13 protein-coding genes are annotated in these 15,269 nt (G+C 67.0%); 1 reads left to right on the forward strand and 12 read right to left on the reverse strand.

All coding sequences use genetic code 11. The features are described 5' to 3' along the window. Window positions 1-5 precede the first annotated feature (5 nt). Window positions 6-1,919: an SLC13 family permease gene (locus ACNH6H_RS01275; protein WP_418314940.1), complete on the reverse strand. Its 1,914-nt coding sequence runs from the start codon at window positions 1,917-1,919 to the stop codon at window positions 6-8. A gap of 201 nt (window positions 1,920-2,120) precedes the next feature. Between ACNH6H_RS01275 and ACNH6H_RS01280 the strand changes: the two genes are divergently transcribed. Next, the gene (locus ACNH6H_RS01280; protein WP_418314941.1) at window positions 2,121-2,447 is read left to right on the forward strand and encodes a hypothetical protein; all 327 of its coding nucleotides are present in this window, start codon (window positions 2,121-2,123) and stop codon (window positions 2,445-2,447) included. Between the two features lie 329 nt (window positions 2,448-2,776). On the opposite strand, the gene ACNH6H_RS01285 is transcribed toward ACNH6H_RS01280, so the two are convergent. The 11 genes from ACNH6H_RS01285 to ACNH6H_RS01335 form a co-directional block, all read right to left on the reverse strand. Beyond that, the gene (locus tag ACNH6H_RS01285) at window positions 2,777-4,093 is read right to left on the reverse strand and encodes a TIGR03862 family flavoprotein (protein ID WP_418321180.1); all 1,317 of its coding nucleotides are present in this window, start codon (window positions 4,091-4,093) and stop codon (window positions 2,777-2,779) included. After that, the gene (locus ACNH6H_RS01290) at window positions 4,090-5,589 is read right to left on the reverse strand and encodes a hypothetical protein (protein WP_418314943.1); all 1,500 of its coding nucleotides are present in this window, start codon (window positions 5,587-5,589) and stop codon (window positions 4,090-4,092) included. Before ACNH6H_RS01290 ends, ACNH6H_RS01285 begins: the two co-directional genes overlap by 4 nt. A 200-nt stretch (window positions 5,590-5,789) precedes the next feature. Then, the gene (locus ACNH6H_RS01295) at window positions 5,790-8,636 is read right to left on the reverse strand and encodes an EAL domain-containing protein (protein WP_418314945.1); all 2,847 of its coding nucleotides are present in this window, start codon (window positions 8,634-8,636) and stop codon (window positions 5,790-5,792) included. Window positions 8,637-8,648: 12 nt separating this feature from the next. After that, complete coding sequence (locus ACNH6H_RS01300; protein WP_418314947.1) at window positions 8,649-9,113, reverse strand: type IV pilin protein; 465 nt, start codon at window positions 9,111-9,113, stop codon at window positions 8,649-8,651. A 77-nt stretch (window positions 9,114-9,190) separates the two neighbouring features. Next, window positions 9,191-9,703, reverse strand: a complete 513-nt coding sequence (locus ACNH6H_RS01305) for an ASCH domain-containing protein (RefSeq protein ID WP_418314949.1) — start codon at window positions 9,701-9,703, stop codon at window positions 9,191-9,193. 33 nt (window positions 9,704-9,736) lie between these two features. Continuing rightward, complete coding sequence (locus ACNH6H_RS01310; RefSeq protein WP_418314951.1) at window positions 9,737-10,642, reverse strand: SDR family oxidoreductase; 906 nt, start codon at window positions 10,640-10,642, stop codon at window positions 9,737-9,739. A gap of 15 nt (window positions 10,643-10,657) precedes the next feature. Beyond that, window positions 10,658-11,671, reverse strand: a complete 1,014-nt coding sequence (locus ACNH6H_RS01315; RefSeq protein WP_418314953.1) for an NADP-dependent oxidoreductase — start codon at window positions 11,669-11,671, stop codon at window positions 10,658-10,660. A gap of 49 nt (window positions 11,672-11,720) precedes the next feature. Further along, window positions 11,721-12,158: a PaaI family thioesterase gene (locus ACNH6H_RS01320; RefSeq protein ID WP_418314954.1), complete on the reverse strand. Its 438-nt coding sequence runs from the start codon at window positions 12,156-12,158 to the stop codon at window positions 11,721-11,723. Window positions 12,159-12,303: 145 nt separating this feature from the next. After that, on the reverse strand, window positions 12,304-13,095 hold the full coding sequence (locus tag ACNH6H_RS01325; RefSeq protein ID WP_418314956.1) for an SDR family oxidoreductase: 792 nt from the start codon (window positions 13,093-13,095) through the stop codon (window positions 12,304-12,306). Window positions 13,096-13,133: 38 nt separating this feature from the next. Next, window positions 13,134-13,325, reverse strand: coding sequence for a hypothetical protein (locus tag ACNH6H_RS01330; protein ID WP_418314958.1), 192 nt, complete (start codon window positions 13,323-13,325; stop codon window positions 13,134-13,136). A 24-nt stretch (window positions 13,326-13,349) separates the two neighbouring features. Further along, on the reverse strand, window positions 13,350-15,185 hold the full coding sequence (locus ACNH6H_RS01335) for an acyl-CoA dehydrogenase (RefSeq protein ID WP_418314962.1): 1,836 nt from the start codon (window positions 15,183-15,185) through the stop codon (window positions 13,350-13,352). Window positions 15,186-15,269: the final 84 nt, after the last annotated feature.

A 15,269-nucleotide genomic window follows, 5' to 3' on the forward strand; every position in this document is an offset into this window, starting at 1 on the left:
CCTCCTCAGAACATCCCGTAGCGCCAGGCCAGCATGCCCGACAGACCGGCCCACATGATCAGGAACAGCGGCGTGCCGACCTTCAGGAAATCGGCGAAGCGGTAACCGGCCGCATTCATCACCAGCAGGTTGGTCTGGTAGCCCATCGGCGTCAGAAAACACAGGTTGCATCCGAACAGCACCGCGAGCACGAACGGTTCGGCTTCGGCGCCGAGCGACCGCGCCAGCGCGACGCCAAGTGGCGTGCCGATCGCCGCTGCGGCATTGTTCGAGACAAAATTGGTCAGCAGGCCCATCAGGCCCATCAGCAGCATCACAACCGTCGCCGGCCCCATGCCCTGCAGTGCCTGTGCGAGCTGGCCGGCAAGCCATTCGGTCGCGCCGGTAACCTGCAGCGCATCGCCGAGTGCGAGGCTGGCCGCGACCAGCAGCACCACCCGCACCGACAAGGCCTGGGTCACGTCCTTCCAGCTCAGGCAGCCGCCGAGCAGCAGCGCCAGCGCACCGCCGAGTGCGGCCATCGAGATCGGCAAGGATTTGGTCGCGGCCAGCGCGACGACGATCACCAGCGTGGTCAGCGCGAACATCGCCTTGTCCTGCCGCGGCACCGCAAAACGCGAATCGAGCAACAGGCCGACGCCGTCGCGCTGCGCGGCGCGGATCGCATCGGTCTCGCCCTGCACGAGCAGGATGTCACCGGCGGAAACGCGGCGATCGGCGAGGTTCTGCTTCTGCCAGTCGGCCGACATCGTCGTGCGCGGCCGCAAGCCGACCAGGAAGATGCCATAACGCTCGGCGATCCGCTCGCTGCGGATCGAGCGGCCGACCAGCGGTGACTCCGGCATCACGACGAGCTGGGCGACGACGGCCGACGGTACGCGGCGTTTCTCGTCGTCCTCTGCCGACGGCGTCTTTTCGCTCGGCACAGGATCGTCGGCGGCCGATGCCGGTGGCTCGGCCGGCGTGGCTGGCGGTCGTTCGGTTCCGCTGGTCGTCTCGTCGACGTCGTGCAGCTTCGCTTTCAGCGCCGACTCGATGTCCTTCAGGTTCTGCGCGGTATCGCGCAGCACCAGGCGATCGCCGGCACGCAGCGTCACCGACGGCAGCGGCGTCACCGCGCGGCCGCCGCGCTGCAGCGACATCGCCTGCAGCCGGTGGCCGGCCTTCTCGAAAACCTCGCTGAGCTGCTTGCCCTCGAGCCAGCTGTCGGGCTCGACGTGCAGTTCGGCATCGAAGGCATCGTCGCTGAGGTGTTCCTGCGGACCCTGCCTGCTCGCCAGCAGACGCGGCGCAATCAGCCACAGATAGGCCAGCCCGGGCAGCGCGGCCGCAAGCACCAGCGGCGAGAAGCTGAACAGCGAAAACGGCCCGACGCCGAGTCCGGCCGCCAGCGCAACGACGATCAGGTTGGTCGAGGTGCCGATCGTCGTCGACATGCCGCCGATCAGCACCGCGTAATTCATCGGCAGCAAGACCGCCGAGGCACTCGTCTTCGCGCGGCGCGCCGCCGCCAGCAGCAGCGGGATAAGCAGCACGACGACCGGCGTATCGTTGATCACGCTGCTGGCGAGGCCGGCGCCGCAGAGGATCGCGAGCAGCGCCAGGCCGGGCCGCTGATCGGTAAATGACGCGAGCTTGCGAGCCACCGGTTCGAGCGCACCGGTGACGACGATGCCCTGCCCCAGCACCATCAGCGAGCAGATTGCAATCAGCGCCGGATGGCCGAAGCCCGCATAAAAGCGCAACGGATCGACGGCCTCGCTGCCGCTGCCGAGTGGAAACAGCGCAAAGCCGATCGGCAGCGCGGCCAGGATCGCGAGGCAGACGGTTGCGATCGGCAGCCGATCGACGATGAAGGTCGCAAATACCGCTGCGGTGAACAGCAGCATCACCAGACCATGGTCGCTCAATTCGGCCATCGACCCTCACTCCCGATTTGTTGTTATTGGCTGCGATGCGACCCGGCCGCTGCGCAAAGGTTCGACAATTCTTCGCTCGGGCTGCGGCGCACCCGGTGCCGCGCCCGGCCACAATCGACGCCTTCCGACCTGAAGACGCCAGCCGACGATGCAGCGCGACCATTCCGACAAGAAAAGCTCACTGCGGGAGCACCCGCCGCGATGAGCATCGTAGCCGCTGCGCTGCTGCTGCTTTATGTCGTGCTGGCCGGCGCCTGGCCGCTGCTCTGGATCTATGCGCTGGCCCGCCACGCGCTGGCCCGCCGCTGGCAATCGGTGACCCGCATCGCGCTGACGCTGCCGCTGTGGACCGTCGCGGTATCGGTCGGCGGGCTGCAGGTCCACACGCTGATGCTCACGGCATCCGCTACCGCATTGCCGCACGAGTCGCCACGCCCGGTGCTGGCCGCCACCGCGATGCTGGTCGCGCTGTGCGCAAATGTCGTCGCGTGGCTGTTGCTGTGGCGGGCGGTGCGGGAGAGGCACTGATTCCGGGGGATGTCACGAGTCGGTCGGCCGAGGAAAATCTCGCTTCATTTCCAGCCTGGGCCGACCATGGGAATTCAGGATCGTGACTACTATCGTGAGCACCTCTCACAGCTCGAAGGACGAGGGCGGAAGACGCGGCAACCCGAGAATGCCTATGCAGAGCATCTGCGACAACATCTCGGCAGATCGAGCAGTGGCGGTGCTTCGAACAGTTGGGCGCCATGGATCACCATCGCATGCCTTGTCGTCTTCATTCTGATTGCCTGTGCGGCAGTCTGGATGGGTAAGCGATGACAATCTCCCGGTATCAAGAAACAGCTTCTTGATCCTCACTGCCGCGACCGCAACCATCTTTCCGCCCCCTGCCCAGCCCGCCGTCCGCTGGCGATCGCCGCGGTCAGCAGGTAGCCACCGGTTGGTGCTTCCCAGTCGAGCATTTCGCCGGCGCAGAAGACGCCGGGCAGGCGGTGCAGCATCAACTGCCGGTCCACGGCCTCGAGGCGCACGCCACCAGCGGTGCTGATCGCTTCGGCTATCGGCCGGGTGGCAAGCAGCCGCAGCGGCAGTGCCTTGATCGCGGCGGCGAGTGCAGCCGGATCGTTGAAGGTCTCTTTCGGCAGCAGTTCGTGCAGCAGCAGCGTCTTCAACGCGTCGAGTTTCAGCCGGCTTTTCAGGTGGCTCGACAACGACCGCGAGCCGCGCGGCCGCGCAACCTCGGCGCGCACCCGCTGCGCATCGTGGTCGGGCAGCAGGTCGAGTTCGACGACCGCACCACCGTGGCGCTCGATCGCGTCGCGCAGCGGCGCCGACAGCGCATAAACAAGGCTGCCTTCGATGCCGGTTTCGGTGAAGACGAATTCGCCGCGTTGCCAGGGCTCGCGGTCACCGACGGCTGCGCAACGCATCGCCACCGTCTTGATCGGCTGGCCGGCAGCACGCTGGCGGAACAGCTCGCTCCAGCCGACCACAACTGCATTGCCATCGCCAGCTTGCCGGCCGACGTCGAAGCCGCAATTGGCCGGCCGCAACGGTGCGACCTCGACGCCGCGCGCCTGCAGCGCCGGCAGCCAGGCGCCGTCCGAGCCGAGCCGCGGCCAGCTGGCGCCGCCGAGCGCCAGCACGACCGCGTCGGCGGTCACGATCGATTCGCCGGCCGGTGTCGCAAAGCGCAACCCCGGTGGCCGGTCCGACGCTGCTTCGGTTGACCAGCCGAGCCAGCGCTGCCGCATGTGAAAGCGCACGCCACGGCCGCGCAGCCGATGCAGCCAGGCACGCAGCAGCGGCGCTGCCTTCATGTCGGTCGGGAAGACGCGCCCCGAACTGCCGACAAAGGTCGCGATGCCGAGCCGGCCGGCCCAGTCGCGCAATGCGTCGGGTGGGAAGTCGGCAAGCCAGCCGGCAACGTCGGCTTCGCGATCACCATAGCGACCGAGAAACTGCGGCAAGGGCTCGGAATGCGTCAGGTTCAGGCCGCCGATGCCGGCAAGCAGGAATTTGCGGCCGACACTGGGCATCGCATCGAACAGCTCGACCGCGAGGCCCGCCTCACTCAATACCTCGGCGGCCATCAAGCCGGCCGGGCCGCCGCCAATCACCGCGGCACACGCTGCGGCGCCGGTATCAGGCGGCAGTGGCTTGCTGCTCAGCGGATGCCCTGGCCGGCCAGCCCGAAGCTGAACACCAGCGCCACGTCGGCGACGGTTGCATCGACGGTGCCGCGCTGCGAACGCAGCTTGCCGACGGTGAAACGCAGCGAGCTCGACGGACCGATGTCGAAGCCGACATAGGCATTGCCTTGCACCAGCGCGCCGCCACGCACGTCGACGCCACCGCCGCCGCCGGCGCCGGTCAACGCTTCGAGGCCGGCGTACCAGGTCGGGCCGGTCGGACCGCCGAGCGGGGTCTGCCAGCCGAAGCCGAACAGGCCTGCGGCGTAGCCGCCGGCATTGCCGTCATAGGCGCTGTGCGCCTGGCCGGTGACGTAGAGGTTGCGGTCGAGGAAGCGGCTGCCCTTCAGCACGACCGCCTTCAGCGGGCGGGTCGTGCCGTCGCGGCGCCCGGCGTCGAATTGCTCGATGCCGGCGGAAAAGTCCATCCGCGTCGTCCGTGACGGCGAAAAGACATTGCCGGCATCGTCGAAGATCCACATCAGGCTGGCCGAGCCGTGGACCGCCTTGAAATTGCCCTGCGGCGCGCGGGTCACGCCGACTTCGACGCCCGCCGCAAGGTCGCGGGTCAGCCGCACCGCCGAATACAGCGCAGCCTTGCCGAGCAGGCCGCCGCCAGTCGAGACGTCGCCACCGCCGCCCATGCCGAGCGCGAGCCGGCCGCCGAGCGTGAAGGTCTGGTCGCCGATTCCGGATTCGACGCCGACAGTCGCCAGGTATTCGGCATAACCGGTGACGCCGCCTTGCGCGCCGACGTTGGCCTCCAGGCCCCAGTACGAAATGCCGTTGAAGGCTCGTTCGGCGCGGATGCCGGCATAACCGAGCGAATCGGGCAGCTTGCCGCCGCTCGCACGCGTGTTGTTGCCGCGCGGCTGGTAGACGCCGATCACCGCCTGCATCCGGTCGAAGCCGGCTCCGGGCCGGCCGATCGAGGCCAGCGGCGCATTCATCCGGTCGCGTGGCACATAACCGAAGGTGGTGTTGGTGCTGAGCACCAGCCCGACCTGCCGGCTGTCGAGCGGCGTGCCGACAAAACGAACGCGCGACCAGCTGATGCCGACGTTGTAGGCGCCGAAGTCGTACAGCAGATCGAGGTGCGGGCGCGTCACCAGGCCATCGCGCACCGCGAGATTGCCGCCGCCACCGCCGCCGGCATAAAAACCGATCTCTGCCTTCAGCGGCCCGGCAATGCGCTGCCGCCACGACAGTTCGCCGCCGAGCGAAAACAAGCCGCCGCGCTCGCCACTGGCGGCACCAAAAATCGCCGGCCCGAAGGCCAGGCCGCCGCCGACATCGACTGTGTAGCTGGTGCCGACCAGCGTCATGCCCTCGTTTTTCGGCAACTCCAGGCGCTCGATGCTGAGCCGGGCTTCGGCCGGGCGCAATACGATGCCGCCGGTATCGCCGCTGGCCTGTGCCAGCGCCGTTCCGGCAGCCAACGCACTGGCAGCGGCAACGCCGAGGCTGCGTGACAACGCGCGAAGGCGCGGTGCGCGGGCTGGCCGCGCTGCGGTTGAATTGGACAGGGTGGAGCCCGTCTCGCGGTGTTGGCGGACGAGGGTGCGGCGCGGCTTCGGCATGATCGATCGATGATAAGCGCTGCGCCTGCCGCAACGGCCCGCGCCGTTGGGCCCTGCCAACGAAATTGGCGCGGCCGGTCAGCCGCTGCGCCGGCTCAGGATGGCGCAGCGGCTGCTTCGAGCGAAACCCCGTCGGACGCCCTGGCGCTGATCTCGCGCGCCGAGCACAACAGGCTGAAATCGCCGGGCGGCAAGGGTTTGCTGTACAGATAGCCCTGGAACTCGTGGCAGCGCAGCTCGCGCAGCATCCGGGCCTGGGTCTCGTTCTCGATGCCCTCGGCGACCAAGTGCAGGCCGAGCGAGTGAGCCAGTTCGGCAATGCTGCGGGTGATTGCCAGTGCCGCCTCGTCGGTATCGAGGTCCTTGACGAAGGCGCGGTCGATCTTCATCACGTCGATCGGCAGTTTGCGCAGCATTGCCATCGACGAGAAGCCGGTGCCGAAATCGTCGAGCGCGATGCACACACCCATCGCCCGCAGTTCGGACAATTGCGCATAGACGTCGCCGCTGTCCTCTACGAGCAGGCTTTCGGTGACTTCGAGCTCGAGGTGTTGCGCTGTCACGTGATGGCGTTGCAGCGCCTCGCGCACCACTTGCGGCAGCCGGCCGCTGGCCAGCTGGCGTGGCGATACGTTGACCGACACCCGCTGCAGCGACGGATGGGTGGCCCGCCACAGCGTCATCCTCGCGCAGGCCTCGTTGATCATCCAGTTGCCGAGATCCTCGATCAGCGACGACTCTTCGGCCAGCGCGATGAAGCTGTCCGGGAACAGCAACCCGCGTTCGGGATGCTGCCAGCGCACCAGCGCCTCGACCGAGGTGACCCGGCCATCGGCCGGATTGACGCGGGCCTGGAAATAGGCGACGAGCTTGCCGAGGTCCATGTCGCGGCGCAGTTCGCGCGGGATGCGCAGCCGCTCGTGGGCGGCCGCTTCCAGGCTGTCGGCAAAAAGCTCGAAGCGGCCGCGACCGGACTGCTTGGCCGCATACATCGCAAGATCCGCATGGCGCAGCAACTCGATGCGGTCCTTGCCGTGCTGCGGGTAGATCGCGACGCCGACGCTGGCGCCGAAACGGTGCTGCTCATCACGCAGCACGAACGGCCTGACCAGCTCATCGACGACCCGTTGCGCGATCGAAGACACGATTGCCGCGTCGACCTGCGGCAGCACCAGCACGAATTCGTCACCGCCCTGGCGGGCCACCAAGGCGCCGTTCGGTACGCTGGCGCGCAACCGTGCCGCCGCCTCGCAGAGGATGGCATCGCCGGCCTCGTGGCCGAGGCTGTCATTGATGTCCTTGAAATGGTCGAGGTCGACGAACAGCGCAGCGTGCCGACTCGAAGGGTCCGCATCGAGCAGCCGGTCAAGATATTCGTTCAGTCCGGAGCGGTTTGCCAGCCCCGTCAGGCTGTCGTGCACCGCCCGATACAACATCACCCGCTCGCGTTCACGCGCCGAGAAGGCGACCGCAAGCCGGTCCCGCAGTTCGACCGCCGGTTGCAGATCGAGCTGGCCGGTTTCGGCCGGCAGCCCGACCATCAACAGCGCCTGCGTGCCCTCCCCCCAGCCGAGCGGCAGCATCTGCAGCGATGCGACCTCCGGGCTGCGAAGCGCGCCGCACCATGGCGCGTCGGCGGCTGCGCCCTGCACCTGGCTGTCGCCGTCGATCGCGGCGAATGCATCGGCCTGCGCGGCATCGAGCGGCAAAACGCTCAGCTCGGTTGCCGGCGCCTTGCCGGCCTCGCGCACCAGCTGGTGCAGCACATCGTCGCGCGCCGCCGAGCGCCAGCAGACCGCGCTCGGCAGATCCGGGTAAAGCCTGGCCAGCTGTTCGAGCACCCGGCCGACCACATGTTCGATCGGCTGGCCGGCCAGCACGTCGCGGTCGATCGCCGACATCGCGGTCAGCGAGCCGAATTGCGCCTCGATGCGCGACGCCATCTCGTTGAATGCGTTGCCGAGCGTGCCGAATTCATCGTCGCTTTGCACGGCAACCCGTGTCGAGCTGGCGCCCGCTGCGAGCAGCCTAGTGCCGGCCGTCAGTCGCTCCAGCGGCACCAGCATGTGCCGGATTGCCCGCTGGCTGACCAGCGCGATCAACAGCACGGTGGCAATCGCGACCAGCGCGAGCCAGCCCGACAGCGGCAGCCCCAGCCAGCGCGCCTGCGGCGCAGCCCGCTGTTCGATGAATTCCCACTCGCTGGCGCCGAACTCGGCGCCGAGAAACAACGCGGTGCGCACCAGCAGCAGGTCGGCGCGGCCGTCCGTCGCACCGTGATCTGCAGCGGGCAGCAGGTCGACGTCGCCTTTCGTGACCAGGCTGCGGCCATGGCCGTCGACGACACGCCAGCCGCTGTCGATCGCGGCATCCTGAACCGGTTCCCACAGGTGCTCGGCATTCAGTTCGCCGATCCAGGCCAGCCGGCCGCCGACCGTCGACGCCATCAGGATGCGCGCCGGCGCATCACCCTGACGCGCGATGCGAACCGTCGCCTGCACGCTGCCGGCTTCGGCCGTGAGTGCTTGCGGCGCCGCTTCTTCGCCACCGTGATCGGCGGATCGCCACTCGGCCAGCAATTCGTTGCCGCTGCCGGCGGGCCAGTTGGCGCGCTGGTTGGCATCGAAATGCACCAGCCGGCTGAACACCTTGCGGCTGGCGACCGGCAGCCTGATGCGGTCGGCGGCGCCGGCTTCGGCCAGTTCGACATCGGGCAAGGTCGCCAGCAATGCCTTGGCGCTGGTCAGCCGCTCGAAGACCTGCATGCCGACCTGGCGCGTCGCCCGCGTCTGGCTGTTTTTCTGCATCTCGCGGGCGAGGTCGGTGACGGCCGTTGCCGCCAGCCAGTCGGAAACCGCCAGCGGCAGCAGCGCAGCAAGCACGAACAACAGGTACAGCCTGCCCGCGACGCGGCTGCCGAAAAATCGCGAGGGCAGTTTCATTTCGCTTCGATCTCAGAAATCGGACGCGCGGCCGACAAAGGCGCCGTTGTGGGCGCGGATGATGTCGTCGACGCTGTCCTTTTGCGACACCTGGCTTTTCGACACGCCGTCGGGGCCGAGGCTGTAGAGGTCGAAATCGCTGTTGATCGGATTCAGCGCCTTGTCCTTGCGGGCGCCGCCCTTGCCATTGGCCGCGATGTTGTAGTAGACGTAGGAACGACCCCAGGGGTCCTTGCGCCCCTGCAGCTTGGCCGCTGCCAGATCGGCCGGATAAGCCCGTTCATCCTCGAAGCGGGCCTTGATCTGCGCCCCCATTGCGACGATATCGGCGGCGGCATTGCGATTGCGCGCCCGCTCGCGGTAGGCGTTGTACGACGGCAGCGCGATCGCGACCAGGATGCCGATCAAGGCGACGGCAATCATCACCTCGATCAACGTGAAGCCACGCGCGCTGTCTGCTCTGCCTGTTGCTGCCATCTCGGGGGGTCACTCCGCTTTTGGGTCCGGATCCCGGACGATATCGGCGCAATCGCGCCGCTTCTTGAATCGTTGGCTCATTCTCCCGCTGTTGGCGGCTGCGACGAAGCGGCCGGCGGCCAGACCAGATCGAAAAATTCGAGCACCAGTTCGAGCCGCTCGCCGACCTCGAAACCTTCGCGTTCCGCCTGCTCGGCGAACTGTTGCCGGTAGGCCGTCAACCACCAGCCGAGGCTGAGGTCGCCCTCGCCGCAGTCGAAGGCAAATTGCGCATCGATGTCGGCGAAATGGCGTTTCTCGACATGGCTGGTGCGCACGATTGCCCGCGGCAGGCCACCGCCGTCGAGCACGACGAGGTGGTCACCGGGCTGCGGCAAGGCCTCCAGCGACTGCTGGAAATCGCGCAGCAGGCTGGCATGGGCGCGCTTGACGCCGCGCTCGACCAGTTCGGCCAGTTCGTCGGCGACCACGGCGGTCGGACCGAGCGCGGTGGCGGAAAAACCTTCGACGCGCTCACCGCCAGCGGCCTGATAGGCGTTCCAGAAGGCCTCGATCGCCGGCACCTGGCCGGCGGCTGGCGGCCGGCTCATCGGACGACCCTCGACAACGCCGCCGAGACAGCCTCAGTCGGCATCGCGCAGCGCGGCGCGCAACTGCTCGCCGACCTCGGGCTTCTGCACGAACGGATCGGTCGGGTTGCGCAACTGCAGGATGTCTTCCATCCGCGTCTGCACAGTCGCAAGCGCCTGCGGATGACTGAAGACATAGAACTGGTCGGACAGCACCGCATCGATCACCTTCTGTGCCACTTCGGCTGCGCTGACCTTGCCGCGCGTCACTGCCTTGTTGATCATCGCCTGACCGATCAGCTGGCTGCGCGTCGGTTTTGCGTCGGCCAGCGGTGCCGGCCGGTTGCGTTCGCTTTCATGGATGCCGGTCGGCACGAAAAACGGGCACAGCACCGAGGCGCTGACCTGCTCGGTGACCAGCCGCAGGTCCTGGTACAGCGTCTCGCTGAGCGAGACGACCGCATGTTTGCTGACGTTGTAGATGCCCATGTTCGGCGCATTCAGCAGGCCGGCCATCGATGCGGTATTGACGATGTGGCCTTGATAGCTCGGGTCGGCGCGCGCGGCGTCGAGCATCATCGGCGTGAAGACGCGTACACCGTGCGCAACACCCATCAGGTTGACGCCGAGCACCCATTCCCATTCCTGCAGCGTATTTTCCCAGATCAGCCCGCCTGCGCCGACACCGGCATTGTTGAAGAGCAGGTGCGGCGCGCCGAAGCGCTGCTGCGTCGCCTCGGCGAGCGCCTCGACCTCGGCGGCCTTCGAGACATCGAGGCAGAACGGCAGCACCTGCGCACCGAGCGCGCCGATCTCGGCGCACGCGCGGTCGAGTGCATCGCGCTGCACATCGGCCATCACGATGGCCATGCCCTGCGCTGCGGCGAGGCGGCTCAGCTCGAGCCCGAAGCCCGATCCCGCGCCAGTGATGACCGCGGTGCGGCCGTGCAGAGTTTTCATCGTTCTTGTCCGTCGCTAGACAAGCTTGACCAGCTGCTTGCCGAAATTTTTTCCCTTCAGCAGCCCGAGAAAAGCCTCTGGCGCACTGGCCAGGCCGTCGGCAATCGATTCGCGGTATTTGATCTTGCCGCTGGCGACACCGGCCCCGAGCTCCTTCAGCGCATCGGGCCAGTCGGCCATGTGTTCGCTGACGATGAAGCCGCGCACGGTCAGCCGCGATTGCAGGATCAGCGCCGGATAGGCCATCGGCATCGGCGCGCCGTCGTAGCCGGAGATCATGCCGCAGAAGGCCATCCGGCCGAAGGCATTCATCCGCAGCATCATCGCATCGAGGATGCGGCCACCGACATTCTCGAAATAACCGTCGACGCCATCCGGAGCGGCTTCGCGCAGCGCCGCATTCAGCGACTTCGGATCCGGATGCGCCTTGTAGTCGACGCAGGCATCGAAGCCGAGCTCGTCGACCACATAGGCGCATTTTTCCGGGCCGCCGGCGATGCCGATGGCGCGGCAGCCGCGCGCCTTCGCCAGCTGGCCGACCACCGATCCGACCGCCCCGCTGGCCGCGCTGACGGCGATCGTCTGGCCGGCTTCAGGCTTGCAGATCTTCGTCAAACCGTACCAACCGGTGACACCGGGCATGCCGACCGGTCCGAGGTAGGCCGACAGCGGGATATGTTTCGTATCGACCTTGCGCAACAGGCCCGGCTGGTTCGCATCGACCACCGCATACTGCTGCCAGCCGCCCATGCCGACGACCTTGTCGCCAACCCCGAACGCATCGCTGCGCGATTTCTCGACGATGCCGACGGTGCCGCCGATCATCACCTGATCGAGCGGCTGCGGCTGGGCGTAGCTCTTGCTGTCGTTCATCCGCCCGCGCATGTACGGGTCGAGGCTCAGGTAGTGGTGGCGCACCAGCACCTGGCCGTCCTCGAGTTCGGGCACCGGCACGTCGACCAGCTTGAAATTGTCGGCCGAGGCTTCGCCTTCGGGACGCGATACGAGGTGGATCTGCTGGTTGATCATGGAACTCCGATCGTGGAAAAAAGGAAAAGCCGATGCCGCTTGCGTGCGTTCAGTCGGACGCACCCGGTCGCCGAATCAACTTGCCGCCGGCCGGCAGCCCGCGCAGGTATTTGAAGGTGCCGGTCGAATGGGCGATTAGTTCGCCGGCTTCATCGACCACAGATCCTTCGCAGAAGGCCATCGAGCTGGTCCGGTGCAGCAGCTTGCCGCGGCCGATCAGCCGCTTCATGCCCGGGCGCAGGAACGAGGTTTTCATCTCGATCGTCACGACACCGCGATCGTCCTTCGGCTGGTCGGGCATCGGCGCCCGCGCGGCATGCGCCATCACGACGTCGAGCAGCGTCATCGTGACACCGCCATGCGCAACCTGCCAGGTGTTGAGCTGCTCGGGCCGCAGCGTGATCGCGATCTCCGCCTCGCCGGCCTCGAATTTCAGCAATTCGAAGCCGAGCGCCTCGGCAAACGGAATGACTTTCGGAAATTTCATTGTTGACTCGAAATTGGCAGGCCGCAAAGGCTGACTCGACGCTCGATCGTCCCGATCAAGCAGGTGCCGCAGATCCGGCTTCGCCGGGCTGCCGGCGCCGCCCCCTTGAGGGGGTGCGCCGAAGGCGCTACGGGGGTGGGTCCATTCATGCGCCGTGGATGGCCGAGACGCCACCGTCGACCGCGAGGATCTGCCCGGTGATGTGTTTTCCGGCGGCCGATGCGAACAGCAGCGCCGCACCTTTCAGGTCGTCGTCGTCGCCAATGCGTTGCAGCGGCGCCTTGCTGGCCATGTTGTCGACACCGACCCGTTCGAGCACGCCCTTCGTCATCTTGCTCGGGAAAAATCCCGGCGCCAGCGCATTGACGGTGATGCCGTAGCCGCCCCACTCGCCTGCCAGCGAGCGGGTGAAATTGACGACCGCGCCCTTGCTGGTGCCGTAGGCGATGAACTTGATCTCCGGCGACGAGCCGGACAGGCCGGCAATCGATGCGATGTTGATGATGCGGCCCCAGCGGCGCGGGATCATGCTCGCCTTGCCGACCGCCTGACTCATCAGGAAGATGCTGCGCACGTTCAGGTTCATCACCTTGTCCCAGGCTTCGAGTGGGTAGTCCTCGGCCGGTGCGCCCCAGGTGGCGCCGGCATTGTTGACGAGGATGTCGACCTGGCCGAGCCGCTGCATCGCCTCGTCGACGACCTTCTGGATCTGCGCCGGGTCACTCGCATCGGCGGCAACCCAGCGGGTATCGATGCCCTTGTCCTGCAGCTTCGCGGCCGCTTCCTCGAGGTCGGCGGCCTTGCGCGAGCACAGCAGGATCCGCGCGCCGGCCTCGCCGAGCGATTCGGCGATCTGCAGGCCGAGGCCACGCGAACCGCCGGTGACGAGTGCGGATTTGCCGCTGAGGTCGAACAGTTTCTGGATCGGGGTGCTCATCGCAGGACTCCTTGTGGAATTGGGAAAAAATTGTTCGCTCAGTTGCGCTCGTCGTGGCGTGAGCGCAGGTAGATCATCACCGCGCCGAGCACGATCAGCAGCGTGCCGAGCACGACCAGCGCCCAGCCGATCGGCTCGCTGCTGCTGCGCAGCGACAGGCCGAAGCCGCCGAATACCAGCCCGGCAAAAATGAACGGCCAGATGATCTTGTCGAGTGTTTCAGGTTTCATTGAAGAAGCGTACGGGAATCGGATTCAGAACCAGTCGTCGGCCATCGTGCGGCAGGTATCGTCGCGAGACGCAACGACGCCGAGCCAGGCCGGAACGCGCGGCAACTCGTAACGGAAGAAATACCGCGCCGCGGCCAGCTGGCCGCGAGCGACGGGATCGGCCGCGTCATTGTCGACGCGCCGCTGCGCGGTCAGCGCAACATCGAGCCAGATCCACGCCAGCACGATGTGACCGAAGCCTTGCAGATACGGTGTTGCATTGGCCAGCGCCTCGTCCGGCTGGCCGGTTGACCAGGCGGCACGCGTCGCCTGCACGAGGCTGTCGACAGCGGCCGAGAGTGCATCTGCCTCGGCCTGCCAGCCGGTTGTCGCTGCAGCCGAAATGGTCGCACCGATGCGCGTCGTCAGCGCCTCGAGCCCCTTGCCGCCGTTCATCACGACCTTGCGGCCGAGCAGGTCGAGCGCCTGGATGCCGTGGGTGCCCTCATGGATCATGTTCAGCCGGTTGTCGCGCCAGTACTGCTCGACCGGATGGTCGCGGGTATAGCCATAACCGCCGAGCACCTGGATCGCCAGGCTGTTCGCCTCCAGGCACCACTCGCTCGGCCAGCTTTTCGCGATCGGCGTCAGCATCTCGAGCAGCAGCGAAGCCTCGGCGGCCGCTGCCGCGTCGCCGGTGTGCACCTCGTCGACCAGCCGCGCGCAATAAAGACAGAGCGCCAGTGCTCCTTCGCAGTAACTTTTCTGCGCCAGCAGCATCCGCTTGACGTCGGCATGTTCGATGATTGGCACCGGCGGGATGGTCGGATCCTTGCCGGCAGGCCCGATCGGCCGGCCCTGCGGGCGTTCGCGCGCATAGGCCAGGCTGGTTTCGTAGCCGGCCGCACCGAGCATCGCCGCGCCGAGGCCGATCGCGATCCGCGCCTCGTTCATCATGTGGAACATGCAACGCAAGCCTTCGCCGGGCTGGCCGACTCGGTAGCCGATCGCTCCGGCAGCGCCGCGCACCGGATATCTGCCCTCGCCGAAATTGAGCAGCGTATTCGGGATGCCGCGGTAGCCGAGCTTGTGGTTCAGGCCGGCCAGCGCGACATCGTTGCGTTCGCCGGTCAGCGCACCGTCGGCATCGACGAGGTATTTCGGCACGATGAACAGCGAAATGCCACGGGTTCCGGCGATCAGCTTGCCATCGGGCCCGGGAATCTTCGCAAGCACCAGGTGGACGATGTTGTCGGCCAGCTCGTGGTCGCCATTCGAGATCCACATCTTGTTGCCGCGCAGCCGGTAACGCGGGCCGAGCGGATCGTCGGCAAAATCGGCGCCATCGGTTTCGGCGCGGGTCACGATGTCCGACAGGCTGGAGCCGGCCTGCGGCTCGCTGAGGCACATCGTGCCGAAGAAGCGGCCGGAGAATTCGTTTTTCGCGAAGACCTCGCGCTGCAGCGGCGTGCCGTGCGCCATCAGCAGGTTCGCATTGCCACTGGTCAGCAGCGCACCACCGCCGATCGCGATGCCGGCCTTCGAGAAAAACGCATTCGCCGCCATCTCGACGACGCAGGGCAGCTGCATGCCGCCGATCGCGTAATCCTGCGCCGCCGCCAGCATCCCGGAATCGGCATAGGCGCGCGCCGCCGCATGGCTGCTCGGCGGCAGGACCACCCGCTCGCCATCGAACCGCGGCTCCTCTTCATCGGCGATGCGGTTGTACGGCGCAAACTTGTCGGCCGCGAGCTTTTCGCACATGTCGAGCACCGCATCGAAGGTCTCGCGGCTGTGCTCGGCAAAACGCGGGCGCATCTGCAATGACTCGACCTGCAGCCAGTGGTGGAGCAACGAGTCGATGGTCTGGCGGAAGCTCATGCGTTGGTTCGAGTCCGTGGGAGCGGCTTCGGCCGCGATTCATTTGCAGCGCACGATTCCGAATCGGAGCTGAAGCCCCTCCCA

The organism is Pseudideonella sakaiensis (assembly GCF_048320135.1).
Taxonomy (GTDB): domain Bacteria; phylum Pseudomonadota; class Gammaproteobacteria; order Burkholderiales; family Burkholderiaceae_C; genus Ideonella_A; species Ideonella_A sakaiensis_A.